General features: G+C 41.1%; 18 protein-coding genes. 2 read left to right on the forward strand and 16 right to left on the reverse strand.

From position 1 onward, the window contains the following. Nucleotides 1-53 precede the first annotated feature (53 nt). The 5 genes from acpP to FC98_RS00895 form a co-directional block, all read right to left on the reverse strand. Nucleotides 54-296, reverse strand: a complete 243-nt coding sequence (gene acpP / locus FC98_RS00875; protein WP_008856827.1) for an acyl carrier protein — start codon at nucleotides 294-296, stop codon at nucleotides 54-56. A 52-nt stretch (nucleotides 297-348) separates the two neighbouring features. After that, on the reverse strand, nucleotides 349-1,392 hold the full coding sequence (gene plsX / locus FC98_RS00880) for a phosphate acyltransferase PlsX (RefSeq protein ID WP_008856828.1): 1,044 nt from the start codon (nucleotides 1,390-1,392) through the stop codon (nucleotides 349-351). 12 nt (nucleotides 1,393-1,404) lie between these two features. Beyond that, entirely contained in the window at nucleotides 1,405-3,435 is a 2,031-nt protein-coding gene (gene recG, locus FC98_RS00885; protein ID WP_008856829.1) for an ATP-dependent DNA helicase RecG, read from the reverse strand. Nucleotides 3,436-3,504: 69 nt separating this feature from the next. Beyond that, a complete protein-coding gene (locus FC98_RS00890; protein ID WP_008856830.1) occupies nucleotides 3,505-5,220 on the reverse strand; it encodes a DAK2 domain-containing protein in 1,716 nt (571 codons plus the stop codon). A 34-nt stretch (nucleotides 5,221-5,254) separates the two neighbouring features. Then, on the reverse strand, nucleotides 5,255-5,617 hold the full coding sequence (locus tag FC98_RS00895; protein WP_008856831.1) for an Asp23/Gls24 family envelope stress response protein: 363 nt from the start codon (nucleotides 5,615-5,617) through the stop codon (nucleotides 5,255-5,257). Nucleotides 5,618-5,841: 224 nt separating this feature from the next. On the opposite strand from FC98_RS00895, the gene rpmB reads away from it, so the two are divergent. Continuing rightward, the gene (gene rpmB / locus FC98_RS00900) at nucleotides 5,842-6,027 is read left to right on the forward strand and encodes a 50S ribosomal protein L28 (protein WP_008856832.1); all 186 of its coding nucleotides are present in this window, start codon (nucleotides 5,842-5,844) and stop codon (nucleotides 6,025-6,027) included. A gap of 148 nt (nucleotides 6,028-6,175) precedes the next feature. On the opposite strand, the gene FC98_RS00905 is transcribed toward rpmB, so the two are convergent. The 11 genes from FC98_RS00905 to gmk all read right to left on the reverse strand — a co-directional run bounded on the left by FC98_RS00905 (nucleotide 6,176) and on the right by gmk (nucleotide 18,165). Beyond that, nucleotides 6,176-6,838 carry a thiamine diphosphokinase gene (locus FC98_RS00905; RefSeq protein WP_008856833.1) on the reverse strand — a complete coding sequence of 221 codons (663 nt, stop codon included), beginning with the start codon at nucleotides 6,836-6,838 and terminating at the stop codon, nucleotides 6,176-6,178. After that, a complete protein-coding gene (gene rpe / locus FC98_RS00910; protein WP_008856834.1) occupies nucleotides 6,839-7,492 on the reverse strand; it encodes a ribulose-phosphate 3-epimerase in 654 nt (217 codons plus the stop codon). Between the two features lie 16 nt (nucleotides 7,493-7,508). Then, nucleotides 7,509-8,399, reverse strand: a complete 891-nt coding sequence (gene rsgA / locus FC98_RS00915) for a ribosome small subunit-dependent GTPase A (protein WP_056949032.1) — start codon at nucleotides 8,397-8,399, stop codon at nucleotides 7,509-7,511. Between the two features lie 70 nt (nucleotides 8,400-8,469). Then, nucleotides 8,470-10,536, reverse strand: a complete 2,067-nt coding sequence (gene pknB / locus FC98_RS00920) for a Stk1 family PASTA domain-containing Ser/Thr kinase (RefSeq protein ID WP_056949034.1) — start codon at nucleotides 10,534-10,536, stop codon at nucleotides 8,470-8,472. Then, a complete protein-coding gene (locus FC98_RS00925; protein ID WP_008856837.1) occupies nucleotides 10,529-11,278 on the reverse strand; it encodes a Stp1/IreP family PP2C-type Ser/Thr phosphatase in 750 nt (249 codons plus the stop codon). Before FC98_RS00925 ends, pknB begins: the two co-directional genes overlap by 8 nt. Before the next feature lie 14 nt (nucleotides 11,279-11,292). Further along, a complete protein-coding gene (gene rsmB / locus FC98_RS00930) occupies nucleotides 11,293-12,627 on the reverse strand; it encodes a 16S rRNA (cytosine(967)-C(5))-methyltransferase RsmB (protein ID WP_008856838.1) in 1,335 nt (444 codons plus the stop codon). Next, a complete protein-coding gene (fmt, locus tag FC98_RS00935) occupies nucleotides 12,624-13,568 on the reverse strand; it encodes a methionyl-tRNA formyltransferase (protein ID WP_040471517.1) in 945 nt (314 codons plus the stop codon). Before fmt ends, rsmB begins: the two co-directional genes overlap by 4 nt. 17 nt (nucleotides 13,569-13,585) lie before the next feature. Continuing rightward, the gene (priA, locus tag FC98_RS00940) at nucleotides 13,586-15,985 is read right to left on the reverse strand and encodes a primosomal protein N' (RefSeq protein WP_008856840.1); all 2,400 of its coding nucleotides are present in this window, start codon (nucleotides 15,983-15,985) and stop codon (nucleotides 13,586-13,588) included. Between the two features lie 20 nt (nucleotides 15,986-16,005). Then, a complete protein-coding gene (coaBC, locus tag FC98_RS00945; RefSeq protein WP_008856841.1) occupies nucleotides 16,006-17,238 on the reverse strand; it encodes a bifunctional phosphopantothenoylcysteine decarboxylase/phosphopantothenate--cysteine ligase CoaBC in 1,233 nt (410 codons plus the stop codon). Nucleotides 17,239-17,335: 97 nt separating this feature from the next. Then, nucleotides 17,336-17,548 (reverse strand): DNA-directed RNA polymerase subunit omega, encoded by a 213-nt coding sequence (gene rpoZ, locus FC98_RS00950; RefSeq protein ID WP_008856842.1) that lies wholly within the window; start codon nucleotides 17,546-17,548, stop codon nucleotides 17,336-17,338. Nucleotides 17,549-17,550: 2 nt separating this feature from the next. Beyond that, on the reverse strand, nucleotides 17,551-18,165 hold the full coding sequence (gmk, locus tag FC98_RS00955) for a guanylate kinase (RefSeq protein ID WP_008856843.1): 615 nt from the start codon (nucleotides 18,163-18,165) through the stop codon (nucleotides 17,551-17,553). 275 nt (nucleotides 18,166-18,440) lie between these two features. Here gmk and FC98_RS00960 point away from each other — a divergent pair, with 275 nt between their 5' ends. After that, nucleotides 18,441-18,740: a hypothetical protein gene (locus tag FC98_RS00960; protein ID WP_008856844.1), complete on the forward strand. Its 300-nt coding sequence runs from the start codon at nucleotides 18,441-18,443 to the stop codon at nucleotides 18,738-18,740. Nucleotides 18,741-18,811 lie beyond the last annotated feature (71 nt).

Raw genomic sequence — 18,811 nt, forward strand, 5'->3', positions numbered from 1 at the left:
AATTTCAATTAACTAAATCATCACGAACGATACGATCGTTGTTAGAAAATCTCTTATTTTTGATGGCTGATGACATAATCTACCGCTTCATCAATGGTATTTAATTTTTCAGCATCTTCATCAGAGATTTCTGCGTTAAATGTATCTTCAAGGTCTAAGACAAACTCTACGAAATCAATTGAGTCTGCATCCAGGTCTTTTTTAAAATTGAGTGTTCCAGTGATCTTATCACGATCAACGTCAAATTGATCGGCAACTAAGTCTGCAATTTTGTTAAAAGCTTCTTTTTTATCCACTGTTATCCACCTATTCCAGTTTAATAATTAACCTAAGTCATATTATATCAAACTACTTACTGTTTTTGATACTATCTTTAATTTGTTTTAAGTCCTCAGCGTGATCAGTTAAATATGTGTTTAAATCGGAAATCATATTGGAATCAATAATGTCACGAATTTGGCCAATCGTATTCTTAATTGTCGGTGCCTTACTGCTGCCATGAGTTTTGACAACCGGCGCTTTGACACCTAGCAATACAGCACCGCCATATTGAGAATAATCCATTGAATTAGCAATATCACCAAACGTCCCTTTCAGCATTAATGCCCCAAACTTAGATTTAGTGCCACCAGCCATAATACTTCCTTTGATAAGCTTTAGCATCGATAGGGCAGTTCCTTCAATGCTTTTAAGCACTGCGTTACCGGTAAAACCATCGGTGACGACTACATCCGCAACCCCATTCAAAAGTTCGCGTGATTCCACGTTGCCAACAAAGTTAATATCTTTGTCAGCAGCCAGGAGATCGTGAACCTTACGATGGGCCATATCACCCTTATCGGCTTCGGTACCGTTGTTCAGTAAGCCGATACGTGGATTAGCCACCTTGTGAACGTTCTGGGCATAATACTTACCCATTAGGGCATATTGATAGATATTGAGAACCTTCGTATCAGCGTTAGCCCCCACGTCAATCATGACAAATTTGCCAGCATCCTTACCAGTGATGACTGGTAGTGTCGTGGTAAGTCCTGGGCGGTCAATCCCTTTGATCCGACCGACAATAAATAATCCAGCTGCTAGAATGGCACCGGTATTACCAGCAGAAAAGAAAGCATCCGCATCCCCTTCTTTAACGGCAGTAGCGGCCAAGACGATGCTTGATTGCTTTTTTGTGCGAACCGCTTTAACTGGCTCGTCACCCATTTCGATCACTTCATCGGCTTGAATAACATCGATGTTTTGATCATTTTTGAGATATTGTTTGATCTGATCTGATTTGCCAAACAATTGGAACGTCACGTCAGGATAAGCATCCCTGGCAAGTTCAATTCCTTGAACAACTTCCTTAGGCGCGTAATCGCCACCCATTGCGTCAACTGCAATTTTCATTTTTTATCCCCTTTAATCAGTGGTGATGGTTTGATTGTATTTTAAATACTTAGCTAATTGTACATTCTCTGGCTTTTTTTGCCAATCGTCATTAATAGTAATATTTTGGGCTTCTTGGTTAGCGACCGTTAAAATATTAAGATCTCCAACTGGATCAGCAACTTTAAAATCGGGCAAACCAGATTGTTTCAATCCCGTAATGTCACCCTGGCCACGAAGCTCAAGGTCCTTTTGTGACAAAAAGAAACCATCGGTACTGCTGGAAATAGCCTTCATTCGCTTCTTGCCAATTTCATTTCTGGGATCGGCAATCAAAATACAATACGATTGTTTAGATCCCCGGCCAACCCGACCACGAAGCTGATGGAGTTGTGCGAGGCCAAAATGATCAGCGTCAAAAATTAACATTGTGTTAGCGTTGGCAACGTCAACACCAACTTCAATCACGGTAGTCGCAACTAACACTTGAAATTGATTATCTTTAAAATCGGTCATTGCATCGTCTTTTTCTTGATTAGACATTCGCCCATGCAAAAGGCCCACTGTAAATTTTGGCTCAAAAATAGCTTTGAATCGTTCAAAAATAGCCATTGCATTCTTCACATCAACAGCTTCTGATTCTTCGATTAGTGGCGTCACTACGTATACCTGATTGCCAGCTTCAAGCTGCTTTTTGACAAACCCTAAGGCCGAATCAGTTTTAGCCGAAGTGATCCAGGTAGTTTTAATTGGTTTGCGGCCCTTTGGCAGTTCATCAATAACCGAAACATCCATATCACCATACATCGTAATCGCTAAGGTTCGCGGAATTGGCGTTGCCGTCATTGCAAGCATATTCGTGCTAGTTCCCTTTTGGCGAAGCGCTTGGCGTTGGTTAACCCCGAACCGATGCTGTTCATCAATGACTGCCAGACCAAGATTTTGATAATCAACCTGATCTTGGAAAAGCGCATGAGTACCAACAATTAAGTTAACCTCACCACTTTGAATACTCGGTAACATCGCCCGTCTCGCTAAAGCAGAGGTGGCCCCGGTCAATAAGGCAATATTGATATCAAAATCGGCGAACATCTTAGCAAAGCTGTTTGCATGTTGTTCAGCCAAAATTTCGGTTGGTGCCATGATTGCCGCCTGTTTACCGGAACTAATTGCTGCTAGAATTGCAATTGCGGCGACAACGGTCTTGCCACTACCGACATCTCCTTGCAACAAGCGATTCATTTCGATTGGTCGTTTGAGGTCATGTAGAATTTCATCCACAACTTTTTTCTGTGATTGTGTGAGTGAGAAGCTCAGACCCTGCTGAAAGTCGGTGATTTGTTTGGTGTCATAATCGATCGTTGCATGGGAGTCTGGTTTTCGATGGGTTGCTTTTAATATCTGAATTTTCATTGCAAATAAAAAAAACTCCATGAACTTTGCAGTTCGAAATGCTTTTTTAGCAGCAACGGGCGAATCTGGAAAATGAATATTCTTGATCGTATCATGAAAGCTTTCTAAACGGTATTTGCGGCGTAGCCAATCAGGAACGATGTCCACTAACTGGTTTTCATACTGATTGAAAGCTAACTGGATTAATTGCTTAATCGTCGCCTGCTTAACGGCTTTGTTACTTGGATAAATTGAGTCATAGGTGTCACTTTTATCACCATTTAAAACTTTCATTCCCTGAATCTGATTACGATTTTGGTTAAACGTTCCAAAGATGATAACCGCCGCTTCTAATACAAGCTGTTTTTTTAACCATGGCTGGTTGAAAAATGTCACCCCATAGATTTGATCGTTGATTTTTAACCGAAAACTTAATCGGCTTTTTTTACGACCGAAAAAAGTCAAAGTAGGTGCTGTAATCACCTGACCCTTTACGGTCACTTTTTGACCATCAACGGCTGTTGAAAGGTCTTTTAACGATAGGTCATCATATCGGCGCGGAAAATACGTCAACAAGTCGTTAATCGTATTAATGCCAAGTTTATTAAGAGCAGTCAACCGTTTTTGACCAACTCCCTTTAAGACTGAAACTGAATCGACGAGACTGCTCACATTACTTCCCTCACTTCAAAAATACAAATAAAAGTTTGGTCAGTTAGTGACCAAACTTTTAATGATTACTTATTCAACGGAAATCAAGAATGGGTATACTGGTTGGTCACCCTCGTGAACTTCAACCTCTAAATCTTCATCCATCTTGGCAACGGCTGTTTGGACTTTATCTGCCAAAGATTCACTGGCACCATCACCCCAAATAACGGTAATCGCTTCACTATCATCATCTAACATTTGGGAAACCATCTCAATGGTCGTTTGAACGAGATCTGCTCCGGTCGTGACAATATCACCATCGACAATGCCCATGAACTGGTCTTTTTTAATTGAGAAACCATTAATCTGGGTATCCCGAATTGCGGTGGTTACCTGACCAGACTTGACAGTCGGTAAATTGTCTTCCATTGCTTCTTGGTTATCCTCAAGTGAACTCTCTGGGTTAAAACCAAGCATGGCGGTTATCCCCTGAGAGATCGTTTTCGAATGAACAATAACGGCGGGAATATCAGCCACTTTTGCGGCTTGCTCAGCTGCTAGAAAAATATTTTTATTATTAGGTAAAACAATTGCTTTTTTTGCATGGGTATTATTAATTGCATTAACAATGTCTTCGGTACTTGGATTCATCGTTTGGCCACCGCTAACGATGTTATTAACTCCGAGGCTGTTAAACAGCTTGTTAAGCCCCTTTCCTGATGAAACGGAAATAACCGCAATATCTGACACAGGTTTGTTGGTATTATTGAGATCTGCAGCCTTATCAATTGGTGAGGCTGCCTCTGTGGCATCTTCCTCGTCATTTTCAATGATGGTCTCTTGCTGGAGACGCATATTATCAACTTTAACAGTTGCCAAATCACCAAACTCTTGACCCCAAGCAAGAACTTTACCGGGATGTTCCGTGTGGACATGGACCTTAACAATATCTTCGTCATTAACAACCAGCAATGAATCGCCTAATTTGGCAAGGTAATCATAAAAGGTTTGATAATCGAATTGATGATCGACTTCCCTGCCCTTACCGATCCGCACCATAATTTGGGTACAATAACCGTAGACGATATCTTCCGGGTTAAGCTTGCTTTGAACACTTTGATCAGCGGCATGAATCATTTGATTCAATTCAGCGTCATTGGGTTGATGTTCACCACTTTGAGCCTCAGTTCGGCCATTTAAAACATCATCAAAGGCTTCAAGTACAAAAGCAAGGCCTTGACCACCAGAATCAACAACGCCCACCTGCTTTAAAATGGGAAGTAAATCAGGCGTCTTTTCTAGGGCAGCTTTAGAACTATCATAAATTGCGTCCATTACAGCCACAACGTCATTAGTCGTGCCAGCTTTTTTCTTGCCTGCTTGAGCCGCCATCCTGACAACTGTTAAGATTGTCCCTTCAGTAGGCTTCATCACTGATTTGTAGGCAGTTTCTGTTCCGGCAACAAAAGCATCAGAAAGGTCTTGAGCGCTAAGTGTTTCCTTACCCTCAGTTGATCGCGAAAAGCCCCGAAAAATTTGGGATAAGATCACACCAGAGTTACCACGAGCACCCATCAATAGCCCTTTAGCCAGTGCACCAGCAAGATTACCAACGTTAGTGCTAACGTCCTTGTTAACGTATTTATAGCCACTTGCCATCGACAGGCTCATGTTGGTTCCAGTATCCCCATCTGGCACTGGAAAAACGTTTAATGAATTGATAAATTTAGAATTATTGTTTAATTTATTGGCTGCTGCTTGAACCATTGCCGTAAATTCGGTATTGGTAATTTTTGCTACTTTCAACTACTTGTCCTCCTTGGTCAATATCAGTAATTAATCAGTCGTTTAGTACTTGAACGCCTTGAACAATTACATTGACCGAATTTGCAGTTACTCCAAGCATGCTCTGCAGATTATATTTGACTTTTGCTTGAACGTTTTTAGAAATTTCAGAAATCTTATTACCGTATGCCACAACAATATAAACGTTAATTTCAATCTCATTATCGTGCTGTTTAACTTCAACGCCCTTAAAATAATTTTCTCGATTTAAAATAACGTTCACGTTATCACGGATTTGGTTACGGCTAGCCATTCCGACCACACCATAATTATCAGTAGCGGCGCCACCAACAACATTTGCAATTACGTCGTTATCAATGTCCACCGTTCCAAACTTAGTCTTAATTTTGACGGCCATAAACTGCAGCCTCCTTAAGTTTAATCTCTATTACTTATAACGATAGTTAATATTACCACAATCACAGCAAAAACCAAAGTAAACTTAACTGGATAAGTCACTGGTGTCAAGTATAATTACTTGAAAGAAAAGTATTGCAATGTCGGGGTAACTATGATAAATTGTTCTAGTGTAATGAATCAGAAAGTAACACTAAAATTGCAGAGAAGGGAGATTTGTTACCCATGGCTAAAGATTTTATTAATGGCAAGCGTACTCATTTTGGCAATAAGCGGTCACACGCTTTGAACTCAAGTCGTCGTAGCTGGAAGCCAAACTTGCAAAAAGTTCGGATCTTAGTTGACGGAAAGCCAAAGAAAGTATGGATTTCTGCTCGAACACTTAAATCAGGTAAAGTAACACGAGTATAATACTCACGGATCGATTAGTAATCGGTCTTTTTTATTGCCTACTTATAAAGAGCTAGCAACCGAAATCAATATCATGATTTCGGCTGCTAGCTCTATTTTGTTCATATAAACTGATCGAATGAACTTTTCAGATACATAACTTGCCTATTTAGTTAAAACGATCAATATCCTTACTTTGAATCACACACATAACACCACTGGCAAATTTAAATCGTGCTTCATTACCCACAAATTCATTGCTAGCGAGTGAAATTGGCCGCTTGACCTGATAATCGTCAAGTCGATACTTTTCATCAAATAATGTCAGGTGCTCCATAGGCGTTAACGCAACAAATGCCAAGTACTTTTTATCAGGTTCCTTGGAGATCGTGTAGTCTCCCGGCAAAAAGAACGTGATCGTATTTTGTTTATCAATCATTCTGATCTTAGGAGCGTATTCCTTAAACCGTGGTTCAAGAACCATCCAAAGATTAGCTAAAAAATGATCAAGTCGGCCCCCCGTTGCACCATAGATATCCAAGCGATCAGCATGATGTTCCTCAATTGCCACTTTAAGGCCTAACTGTGTATCAGTATCATCCTTTTCGGGAATTGATTGGCGAATATCACTTATATGGTCTTTTATTAGTTGAAATTCAGCTGGTTTGAGAGAATCGAAATCACCGATGGCAACTAACGGATCAATCCCCATATGAATGAGATGAAGGTTGCCGCGATCAACGCCAATCCAATCGCCTTTAATTTGCCCGTTCTTTAATGCTTGTGGCCATAAGTCGATTGGGCCACCAACTAGCAAATTTAATAATTTCATTTATTTAGTCGCGTCCTTTAATGCTTGAATTCTTGATACTGGATCGGCATCATCAAAAACATAAGAACCGGCAACCGCAACGGTGGCGCCAGCTTGATATGCAGCCACAACGGTCGAATCATTAACGCCGCCGTCAATTTCAATATCAAAATCAAGTCCCTGGGATTTTTTGATTTCGTTTAGTTCAGCAATTTTCTTAACCGTTTCTGGTAGAAACTTTTGGCCACCAAAGCCAGGATTAACTGTCATTACTAGCACTTGATCGACCATATACAATACGGGAGTGATGGCAGCAACGGGAGTTCCTGGATTAATAACAACTTCTGCCTTGACCCCCTTATTCTTAATCATTTGTAAGGCTCGGTGAATATGTGGGGTTGCTTCGGTATGGACACCGATAATATCAGCACCCGCGTCAGCAAATGTATCAATATAACGTTCAGGTGATTGAACCATCATATGAACGTCAAGGGTAAGATCTGTAATTGGCCGAATGGCTTTGACCCAACCTGGACCATACGATAAGGCTGGAACAAATGCCCCGTCCATAATATCAATATGTAATAGTTCAGCACCACCCTTATCAACCATTTCGATATCTCTTTGAAGATTGACGTAATCAGCGCTCAAAATTGAAGGTGCAACTTTAATCATAATTAACTTCCTCACTTTATTTTTTATAATTTGGTTTGCGATTCTTAATATCCGTGTACAACTGTAAATAATTAGTATACCTAGATTCCATGATTATACCATCACTAACTTCCCGTTTCACTTCACAATCAGGCTCATTAACATGAACACAACCCCGAAAACGACATTTAACTGAAGCCCGCTTAAATTCAGGAAAATAGTTGGCTAAGTCACGATAATCAATATCTAGTGTATCATACGATGAAAATCCTGGTGTATCCGCGATTAAACCAGTACCAACCTGAAGTAGGGCAACCTTTCTGGTTGTATGCTTTCCACGATTCAAAGCCGCAGAAATTTCGCCGGTCTTTAGATTAAGTTCCGGCGCCAAATGATTGAGCAATGTTGACTTACCAGCCCCAGTCTGACCCATAATGACGTTTTCCTTGCCAGCCAAAAGGGTTTGTAGTTCATCTAATGATGAGTCATCAAAAGCCTGTTCTGGAAAAATAACGTCGTAGGGAATTGCCTGATAACCCATTGCAACCGTTTGGAGCTGATCACGTTGTGCGGTGCTCAAAAGGTCCGTTTTGGTGAAATAGATGATTGGCTTGATATGACTAATCTCAAGAGCAATTAATTGTCTATCTAATAGGTTACTGGAAAATTCTGGTTGGGTTGCAGCCGTCGCCACAATTGCCTGATCGATGTTAGCGATTGGCGGTCGAACTAATGAATTTTTTCGCGGCAACATCCTTAGAATATATCCCTTATCGCCATCTTCAATTTGAAATTCAACGTCGTCACCAACTAATGGGGTTATTTTTCGTTTGCGAAAGTTTCCGCGGGCTCGGGTCCGGTAAACCTTACCATCCGCATGAACATCGTAAAAACCACTTAGAGATTGAAAAATTTTACCTTTTATCAATTAATCACCTCGAAAAAAAATTACTTCACCTTTCATTATAGGAGAAGTAACTTTAGTTTGCAGTAATTAATTATTGTGAATCTTGAGTAACGTTGTTATCACGGAGAATTGTTTTCCCATCTCGAACGATTTTGTAACGGCCAACCTCATTTTTAGTTAGCTTGAAAGGTAACATGACGGTCGTATCTTTGGTGATAACCATTTGTTTGTAAATGGTGTCAAAATCATGGTCATGGTCCTTCAGGTAAATAAAGACCACATTTTCGCTGCTGCCACTAGTTTGGGTAGCTTCAGAGCTATCGTCAGAATTAGTAGGTGCCGTCCCACTGTCATTACCTGCTAAAGGTTCTGAGCTGCTGGTAGCATCACTTTTTGCATCAAAGTACGGTATTGTTACCCGTACATTAAAGCTCTTTAGTGCATCTTTTTGACTACTTTTTGGTCCCCTGGACAGCCATACGGCAACGTTACCACCCTGCTGGATAATTTCATTAGCGCCTGGTGATTGCCGAACAACCTTGCCCTTAGGCTGGTCATTTGAATAAACATAGTCAAAGGTAGGATTGATTTCCTCCTTATTAGCGTAATTGACAACCTGGGCCTTTGTCATCCCCGTAAGGTCCTTTAGGGTAATTTGTTTAACCCCGGTCGAAACAACAAAGGTTAGTGTGTGTTTTGTTGGGGTTAATTTAGAACCAGACCTAAAGTCTTGTTGCAAAATTCGGCCTGCCTTAAAGGTTCCCGAAGGCGCATTTCGTTTGCGAATCTTAAACCCTTCTTGCTGCAGCCGTTGCTTAACTAAATTATAATTTTGACCAACGTAGTTACCAACCCTAACCTTTCTTGGACCAGAACTGACAACAAGCGCTACCTTCGTATTTTTCTTAACTTTAGTGTTTTCAGTTGGACTGGACGAAATGATTCGGTTACGATCAATCTTATCGCTGCTGTGATAACGAACTTTGCCAACTTGGAGACTGGCAGATTGGAGCTTTTGAGTAGCTTCACTTTCCGTCGTGCCTGTAATGACCGGCACCCTCGTTCGCCCACTTGCAGTGACGACCATAATGAATGTGATTAAAAGAACGAGCAGAGCCAAGACTGACGCGATAATAATTCGCCGCCGCTTTTTCTTCTTATTGGTCGCCTTCTTTGGCGTTTTATCTTTTTTAATTGTCCCAACTGATTCGTCTCGTTTATTGGTATCATTCTTAGCGGCAGCCGCATCGGATAATGGTGGAAATGGCATCACCCTTGTTTCCTCGTTAGGATCCGTATGATGTTCCGGAATCACAAACCTTGGCTCATTCGCCCGTGAGCGGTCTAGTGACGTATTTAAATCATCAGCCAGCTGGTCCACGTTAGCATAGCGGTCTTTAGGGTCCTTGGTGGTTGCCTTTAACACGACGTTTTCCATTGCTTGGGGAATTCGTGGGTCAAAGTCACGAACTGATGGGATGGCTTGTTGAGAATGTTTAATCGCAATAGAAACAGCCGTGTCGCCAGTAAATGGTACTTTTCCCGTTAATAATTCGTACAAGATAATTCCCAGAGAATAAATATCAGATTGCTGTGTTGCCATTTGTCCCTTAATTTGCTCGGGGGATAAATAATGAATTGACCCAATAATGGAGCGGGTCTGAGTCATGGTGTCTTCAGTCCCGGCTCTCGAAATACCAAAATCAGTGATCTTAATATAACCATTCTTATTAACCAGGATGTTTTGAGGCTTTAAATCTCGATGAATAATATTATGCCGATGAGCTTCACTAACTGCGGAACATATCTGTTCCATAATATTAACAACTTCAGCATATGGAATGGGAAAATGATCGTTAATGTACTTTTTAAGGTCTTCGCCGTCGATGTACTCCATCACCAAGTACTGCATCCCTTCAACTTCATCAACATCAAAGATGCCGACAATGTGGGGATTATCTAGTTGAGTCGCAGCCATGGCCTCGTGCTGGAACCGCTTTTTAGCTTGGGGATTATCCCGGAAATCTAGCCTTAAGAGCTTAACGGCCACTTTACGCTTTAAAATCAAGTCTTCAGCAAGGTACACATCGGCCATTCCGCCCTCACCTAAACGATCAATAATTTCATAGCGTCCATTTAATACATAGCCCTTATTCATCGGTTGACACCTCCGAATCATACTGAGCAATCAAAACGGTGATATTGTCTAACCCCCCGTTTTGATTAGCGGTGGCCACCAATAAATCGCACTTAGTCTGCAAGTTTTCATCCATCGCCAAAACTTTCTCAATCTCGTTATCAGTAACCATATTGGTCAATCCATCCGTACAGAGGAGAATTTGATCTTTGGGTGCTGCCACATAAGGCTTAAAATCAGCCGCAGAATCGTTATTAATGCCAAGACTCTTAGTGATGATATTTTTATACGGGTTATTTCTGGCTTCATCAGGTGTTAAATCGCCATGTTTAACGAGTTCATTCACATAAGAATGGTCTTCAGTGATTTGTGTTAATTGGCCATTAGCATATACATACCCCCGACTGTCGCCAATGTTAGCAATCAAACTTTGCTTACCATCAATTAATGCAGCAACAATTGTGGTTCCCATTCCTTCAAGTCGGCTGTCAGTATTGGATTCTTTAATGATTGTGCTGTTTTCTTCGGTTAGTTTATTTTCAAACCAGGTCTCCAACTCGTCCAAACTCTCAATGGACGTGCTTTTGAAGCTTTCACCAAAATGGGTAACAACCATTTGAGATGCAACCTCACCGGCGTTATTCCCGCCAATACCATCTGTAATGATCGCTAAAACCAATCCCTTTTTATTTGAAAATGAACCGACAGCATCTTCGTTCTTATCACGAACTTTGCCTGTCGATGATTGATACGCAATTTGCATGTAAATCAACTCCGTTAAGATTTCCTCACTAGGGAACTAACAAAGAAGCCATCAGAACCGTAGTCATCGGGATAAATTTTAAGCATTTGGTCATTTTCGCTTTCAAGGTTCAATGCCGTACGAGGGGCAGTAACCTCAAAGTTAGAATGGGTTTTGATAAATTTATCAATTACATCTTGATTTTCCTGGTTAACAATTGTACAAGTGCTATACGTAATCATACCACCAGTTTTGACCTTTGGCGCAACTGCGTTAAGAATTTGCAACTGAATTTCACTTAAGCGCTTAATGTCTTCAGGAGTCTTGTCGTATCGGATCTCAGGCTTACGCCGTAATAATCCTAAACCAGAACATGGCGCATCCACTAAAATTTGGTCAAACAACTCATCATCAAATTTTTGGTCAACCTTTCTCGCATCAAGTTCGAAGGTTTCAATATTCTTATCGACACCCATTCTGGTGGCATTCTTTAAGACCGTTTTCAATTTATTTTTATGAATATCTAAGGCAAACACTTTGCCACTCTTTAAGCGACTAGCAATTTGAGTCGTTTTACCACCTGGGGCGCTGCAGGCGTCCAGAATCATATCATCTGGATTGATTGGCATTGATTCAACTGGCAGCATTGCACTCTCATCTTGAATAGTTAATAAACCGTCCTTAAAAAACGAACTGTGAACGATTTGCCCATCTTTAATGATGATGCCCTCACTAGCAACTTGACTCTTCTCAACGTCAAAATCCGCAGCCGCCAACTTGGTGATTAAATCGGCTTGGGTCGTTTTAGTCGCATTTGCTCGAACGGATTGTTTAGGCGCCACATTAAGTGATTGGAGAATTGATTTGGCTTTGGCCTTACCCAGTTGTTCTTGAAGCATGGTTACTAGCCACGTTGGGACACTATAAGCAATTGATAACCGCTTATTCTCATCTTGAATCGCATTAACGTCAGCAACGCCCTTACGATCCATTTGATGCAAGATACCAGTCACAAACCGCCGTGTGCCATCGTGTCCCATTGATTTAGCAATTTTGATAGTTTCATCAAAAATTGCTCTCTTAGGAACCCGATCTAGATAGGTTAGCTGATACATTGCCGTATATAGTAATTCTTTCACCCACGTTTCGGTGTTTTGAGGCTCTCGAATAAATGGGTTTAGCTGGTATTGTAATGTCAATCGATGTTGAATAACGCCGTAAACGATATTGGTAAAAAGGGCTTTATCAGCTGCGTTCATCGATGTTGATTGGATGACCGCGTTAATTTGTAAATTAGAATATGACCCGTTGCTGGTTCTTACGAGCGTATCAACTGCAAGTTCTCTTGGATTGTTTGTTTTATACTTCATTTAATCACCTGTTGACCAACTTTTAATGATTGGCCGCTTCCATTTAAATAATCTGTAATTGTCTGTTTCGGCTTTCCGGCCGGCTGAACTTCCAATAATGTTACAACGGTACCACCACCAGCTGCCAAGGATAATTGGTGCTTAGTTCTCTGAACAACGGTCCCTGTTTCTTGACTCGTTTGCAAGTCACTGACCGCAGTTTTCCAAATCTTTGTTCGTTTACCGTTAAGTATTGCGTACGCCCCTGGATCTGGTCGTAATGCCCGAACTTTGGCGTCCACCAGAAAAGCTGACTGATTAAAATCAAGTGCCTCCTCACCAGGCTTAATGGTTGGTGAGAAGACCACTTCGTTTTCGGCTTGTTTAATAGGTTGAACCTCACCCGAGATAATCTTTGGCAGGGTCGTTAATAAAACATCACGCCCCACAAGACTCAGCTTTTCAAACATAGATTCAGTATCATCAGTCTTTTCGATTGGAATTGCCTTTTGGGCCAAAATATCGCCAGCATCCATCTTCTTAACCATGTAAATTAAACTAATTCCGGTTTCCTTATCGCCATTCATAATGGCATATTGAACTGGTGCCCCGCCACGATACTTTGGCAACAATGAACCGTGGACATTAACTGCGGCAATTTTGACAGCGTTCAATAGCTTGGTGGGTAGGAACTGACCATAAGCGGCAGTTACGATAAAATCAGGATGTAAGTCAATTACTCGCTGCATTTCAGGACTGCCACCGAGCTTATCAGGTTGAAATACCGGTATCTTCAGTTTCACAGCTAATTGCTTAACTGGTGTCTGCTGAATACGATGTTTTCTGCCAACCGGTCGATCCGGCTGAGTAACTGCTGCTAAAACATCATAGTGGTCATCAACTAGTCCTTGTAGAATTGGAACCGCAAATGCTGGCGTCCCCATAAATACGATAGTTGTCAAATTAATCGTTCCCTTCTCTACATAAAGTCTAATGGTTCGTTATCGATCGCAATTTGCAACCCATGCCGCTGTTTTTTCTGTGATTGCATCAGAATTTCATCAAGGGCGGGTTTTAAATTGGGTTCTTTACGATATTTAATAATAATTTGGTAATAGTAACGATTGTTAATTCGGGTAACTGCCTTGGGAGTTGGCCCTAAAATGATTGCTTGAGCCGACAAGTGGCTCTTTAAGTAGGTCAAAATGTCAAACATCTCCGAAGCAGTTTGGTTTTCACTGGGAGAATTACCCGTTAGTTTAACCGTAAAATAATAAGGTGGGTATTTGCCATCATGGCGAACCCGCATCTCAGTTGCGTAAAATCGTTCATAATCCTGCGTTTGGGCTAACTGAATTGCATAGTGATCCGGGTTAAAAGTTTGAATCACAACTTCCCCTTGTTTATCAGCCCGCCCTGACCGGCCAGAAACCTGGGTAAGGAGCTGAAAGGTGCGCTCACTAGAACGAAAATCAGGGAATTGAAGCGCAGAATCAGCATTCAACACGCCCACCAATGTCACCTCAGGAAAGTCGAGGCCCTTGGCAATCATCTGCGTTCCTAAGAGAATGTCAGCTTTATGGGCACCAAATTTATCGATAATCGCCTCATGAGACCCTTTTTTGCGCGTTGTGTCAACATCCATTCTAAGGACTCTGGCGGTTGGAAATAGTTGCTTAACCTGTTCCTCTAGTTGTTCACTACCGACACCGAAAAAGCGAATCCGCTTACTATGACACTTTGGGCAAACCGTTGGAATCGGCTCTTTATGACCGCAATAATGACAATTGAGCGAGTGCGTATTTTTATGCATGGTTAATGAAATATCGCAGTTAGGGCATTTGGGAACGTAACCGCAATCCCGACACATTAAAAACGCTGAATACCCTCTCCTGTTAAGCAGAAGGATAATTTGTTCATGTTTATCGAGCCGATCTTGAATTGCATTCGAAAGTTGATTGGAAAGAATACTCCGGTGCTTAGCCATTTCTGTTTTCATGTCAATAATCGAGACATGTGGCAAAGCATGTCGATTAATTCGATGCGGAAGCGTTAATAGCTTGTAGACCCCCTTCATCGCCCGCGCTCGAGATTCTAACGACGGGGTAGCACTTCCTAGAACAACTGGGCAATGATTGTAAGCAGCCCGCCATTTTGCAACGTCCCGAGTTTGGTAACGTGGATTATCAGTTTGCTTGTAACTACTGTCATGTTCCTCATCAATGATAATTAACCCGATATTTCTTAAGGGGGCAAACACCGCTGAGCGAACACCTACCACCACCTGAGCCTGACCTGAATTAATCCGCTGCCATTCATCGTAGCGCTCTCCATTTGACAAAGCGCTATGTAGCATTGCAACCTGATTGCCAAACCGACTGCGAATCCGGCCAACAATTTGGGGAGTAAGCGTAATCTCTGGTACTAGCATTAGCGCGGTCCTTCCAGTTTCAAGGGCATGGGCAATTGATTGGAGATAAACTTCTGTCTTACCAGAACCAGTTACCCCTTCTAATAAAAAGACTTGGTCCTGCTTACCAGAGATAGCCTGATTAATCCGGGTAACCGCCTGTTTTTGATCGGGCTGTAAAGTCAATGGGTTGGTATGGGCAACTGAGCGCAAAAATGGATTTCTAATATGTCGTTTTAGCGTTTGCTTAAGCCACCCGTTTTTCTCACCCGTTTTAATTGCTGATTCCGTCACCCCTTGAGTAATTAACTGATTCCGTAAAAATGTTTCATGGGGGTGAGCAGACAAGATGCTCAGTAATTTGAGCTGGCCCTTAGCGTTCTTTCTAACGACCGCAAGTTGGCTGTCAGCTTGCCCTTGATCAAGTTGGCCTTGGTAAGCTTTCATCATAATCGGTTTAGCATGATGAGTGAGATTGTATTCAACTTGGATTTTGCCTTCCTTTTGTAGCCGAATAATCTGAGCAATCGATTTATCCGTTAATTTTTGCCGATTATAATCAATTTCATGATTGCCATCAAAAATTTCTGGATGTTGATTAACAACTGAATCATCATTAGCAATTAAGCGTTTCTTATTTTTTATCCGCATCCCACCGGGAAGCATTGTTTGCAGACAACTGATTTTAAATGAATATGTTTCATCAGCCATCCAGGATGAGAGTTGTAATAATTCTTCGTTGATAACTGGGGAGAAATCTATCAGTGAACTGATTGGCTTGAGCTTACCCGCAAAATCCGAATTATTGACAATTGCAACCACAAAACCGGTAATTTTACGATTACCAAATGGGACTTCTACCCGCATCCCAGGAACAACCTGATCTACCAAGTAATCCGGGATTAAGTAACTATATGGATTATTTGTTTGACGAGTTGGAATATCAACGATTACTTGGGCAATCTGCAAAGTGGGCTGCTCCTTTCATTTTATTTGGCTTGATTGAAAAAGCGCTTATAAATAGTATCAATTAAATGGCTCGCAACTTCCCGCTTGCTCTCAATGTCAGTCTTAACCTGCTGGCCATTTGCAAACAAAAAAGTTGCCTGATTATTCTCAGAGTTAAAGCCAATTTGAGGGTTTGAAACGTCGTTAGCAACAATCATATCTAACTTTTTTGCTTTTATTTTTTTGGCTGCATTGGCAAGTAAATCATTAGTTTCAGCAGCAAAGCCAACAATAATTTGGTCATCTTGTTTAATTTTGGAAATGGTTTGAAGAATATCCGGATTCCTAACCAGTTTGAGATTGATTGTCTGATTGTCAGTCCGTTTTTTAATTTTTGTACTAGCAACGTGTTCAGGACGATAATCGGCAACTGCGGCAGCCATAATTAAAATATCGGCTGATTGGAATTGTTCCTCAACGGCTGCCAATAGTTCAGCAGCCGTTTGAATTCTGACCAAGTTCACATTGGTAGGAGTTGGCAATACAGCATTTGCTGAAATTAACGTGACGTCTGCTCCTGCTGATTGGGCTGCTTCAGCAATTGCGTACCCCATTTTTCCCGAGGAGCGATTGGTTAGGTACCGGACGGGGTCTAATGGCTCTCTTGTACCACCGGCAGTCACAATAACCCTTTTGCCGGCCAATAGTTGTTTGGCTGGCTGATATGTATTACTGATCCAGTCAAAAATCTCCGATGGTTCAGGCATTCGGCCACGGCCGGAATACCCCTCTGCCAAAAAGCCCTGCGCTGATGGCATTACTTGCACGCGATGTTCAGCTAATTGTTGGAGATTGTTCTGAGTCGCAAAGTTTGCCAACATGTGTGTATTCATCGCGGGCACAACAAATATTGGTTTGCTCATTGCAAGTAGGGTCGCTGACACGACATTATCCGCAAGCCCAGTTGCCATTTTAGCAATCGTATTGGCCGTTGCTGGGGCAACAATTGCCAAGTCAGCATCGTCAGCAACTTTAACGTGCGGAATTGATTTAGGATTCTCACCAGAAAAGTCATTAGTAATAACACGATTTTTACTGAGTACTTCAAATGTTACTGGGTTAATAAATTGCTGTGCTGACTCAGTCATGAGGACATGAACATCGTTATGATGTTTAACCAATAATCTCGTCAGCAGCAAAGCTTTGTAGGCCGCAATACTGCCGGTTACAAATAAGGCAACGTTTTTTCCTTGAAGCAAATCACTCACCACCATTTAATAATTCATCATTAATTGTAACAAATATTTTCTACGGAAATAAAGAAGCTGGTTCAAAACAAACAATTGTTTTGTCCCAGCCCTTCATCATTGATTAATTAAAATCTTTTTCTTTTGGATCAATTTTTAAAACGCCAGCAGCAATTTCTTCTAATGCCTTACCGTCTGACTTTTGTGATTTGTAACTATCTAATAGTGGCTTTGCGCCGGCATCTAATTCATGTGCTCGCTTACTTGCCAACATGATTAACGAATAACGAGAATCAATTTGATCCAGCAACTTATCAACTGATGGGTAAAGTAACATAATTAATCTTCTCCTAACATTGATTCATAATCGGGCATTACCCGAGCAACTTTTAATCGTTCGCTTCTAATAATTGATTTAATTCGATCAACAGCCAGTGGTACCTTATCATTCAAAACAGCATAATCATAATTCCGCATCATACTAATTTCGCCGACCGCCTTCTTAATGCGTCGATTGATAACGTCCATTTCATCGGTCCCACGCCCGATTAATCGGTGCTTCAATTCCATAAGATCCGGCGGGGTTAAGAAAACAAATACTGCATCAGGACAGTTGGCCCGTACTTGCATCGCACCGTTAACTTCAATCTCTAAAAAGACATCTCTACCAGACTCTAATGTCTTATTGACGTATTTTAATGGCGTTCCATAGTAATTGTCAACGTATTTTGCGTATTCCAGCATTTCACCATCTTGAATGTTCTTCTCAAATTGCTCCTTGGAAACAAAATAGTAGTCAACACCGTTTTTCTCACCTGGTCTGGGTTGTCTGGTGGTCATTGATGTTGAATATTCAAAATCAACATCTGGTTCCTCAAACAGTGCTTTTCTGACTGTTCCCTTACCAACCCCTGATGGACCTGACAAAACAATCAACATTCCTCTTTTAGCCATTGAAAAAATCCCTTCAATTATTTATAGTACCCACAATTATCGCCCTTTTTGTCCAATTTGACAAGTCCTACCATCGTTTAATATTAAGTTGGTCGGATTTAAAACAACTTTATGAAATAATGACAGCGTCTAAGTATTTATAATTGCTAATCTATCCTGAAACCCATTACCAAGGTTTAGGCTAAAAATACGCGATGCACTGTAAAAGTTATCCTTGCATTTTCGAACAGTTGTTCGTATAATGAAATCACAAACAAACGTTCGGGGTGAACAAAATGCAAAACAAACAATCCTATTTATCGGAACTAACTAAAACCGTCAGAGATAATTATAGTCGTTTTTTTGAACTAAATAACAGTCAAGTCAAACAAATGCCGACTTTCCAACTTAACTTATTTATTGAAAAAGCCTTAGTCAATAACTTCCCAGTGATTGTTCAATTTAACGACCAAACACCAGATACCGCTGGATACTTAAAGCAAATCGCTAAGGGGCGCTTTTTGATCACTTCTGCAGACAAACGTTTTCACCGACTCTTTTCCGTTAGTGAACTTCAAGCAATTAAAAAGTTTTAAGCAGCGTACCATTAAATCGATAATAATTATCATCTTAGTAAGGTTGTAGTCAAAACAAAATGACTGCAGCC

It is taken from the genome of Lentilactobacillus kisonensis DSM 19906 = JCM 15041 (assembly GCF_001434135.1).
GTDB lineage: Bacteria > Bacillota > Bacilli > Lactobacillales > Lactobacillaceae > Lentilactobacillus > Lentilactobacillus kisonensis.

What these genes read in the sequence shown, in the direction of transcription:
- plsX (WP_008856828.1), bottom strand. Translation starts at nt 1,392, where the DNA reads ATGAAAATTGCAGTTGACGCAATGGGTGGCGATTACGCGCCTAAGGAA.
- FC98_RS00895 (WP_008856831.1), bottom strand. Translation starts at nt 5,617, where the DNA reads ATGGCCGTCAAAATTAAGACTAAGTTTGGAACGGTGGACATTGATAAC.
- rpmB (WP_008856832.1), top strand. Translation starts at nt 5,842, where the DNA reads ATGGCTAAAGATTTTATTAATGGCAAGCGTACTCATTTTGGCAATAAG.
- FC98_RS00905 (WP_008856833.1), bottom strand. Translation starts at nt 6,838, where the DNA reads ATGAAATTATTAAATTTGCTAGTTGGTGGCCCAATCGACTTATGGCCA.
- rpe (WP_008856834.1), bottom strand. Translation starts at nt 7,492, where the DNA reads ATGATTAAAGTTGCACCTTCAATTTTGAGCGCTGATTACGTCAATCTT.
- pknB (WP_056949034.1), bottom strand. Translation starts at nt 10,536, where the DNA reads ATGAATAAGGGCTATGTATTAAATGGACGCTATGAAATTATTGATCGT.
- FC98_RS00925 (WP_008856837.1), bottom strand. Translation starts at nt 11,278, where the DNA reads ATGCAAATTGCGTATCAATCATCGACAGGCAAAGTTCGTGATAAGAAC.
- rsmB (WP_008856838.1), bottom strand. Translation starts at nt 12,627, where the DNA reads ATGAAGTATAAAACAAACAATCCAAGAGAACTTGCAGTTGATACGCTC.
- coaBC (WP_008856841.1), bottom strand. Translation starts at nt 17,238, where the DNA reads ATGGTGGTGAGTGATTTGCTTCAAGGAAAAAACGTTGCCTTATTTGTA.
- rpoZ (WP_008856842.1), bottom strand. Translation starts at nt 17,548, where the DNA reads ATGTTACTTTACCCATCAGTTGATAAGTTGCTGGATCAAATTGATTCT.
- gmk (WP_008856843.1), bottom strand. Translation starts at nt 18,165, where the DNA reads ATGGCTAAAAGAGGAATGTTGATTGTTTTGTCAGGTCCATCAGGGGTT.
- FC98_RS00960 (WP_008856844.1), top strand. Translation starts at nt 18,441, where the DNA reads ATGCAAAACAAACAATCCTATTTATCGGAACTAACTAAAACCGTCAGA.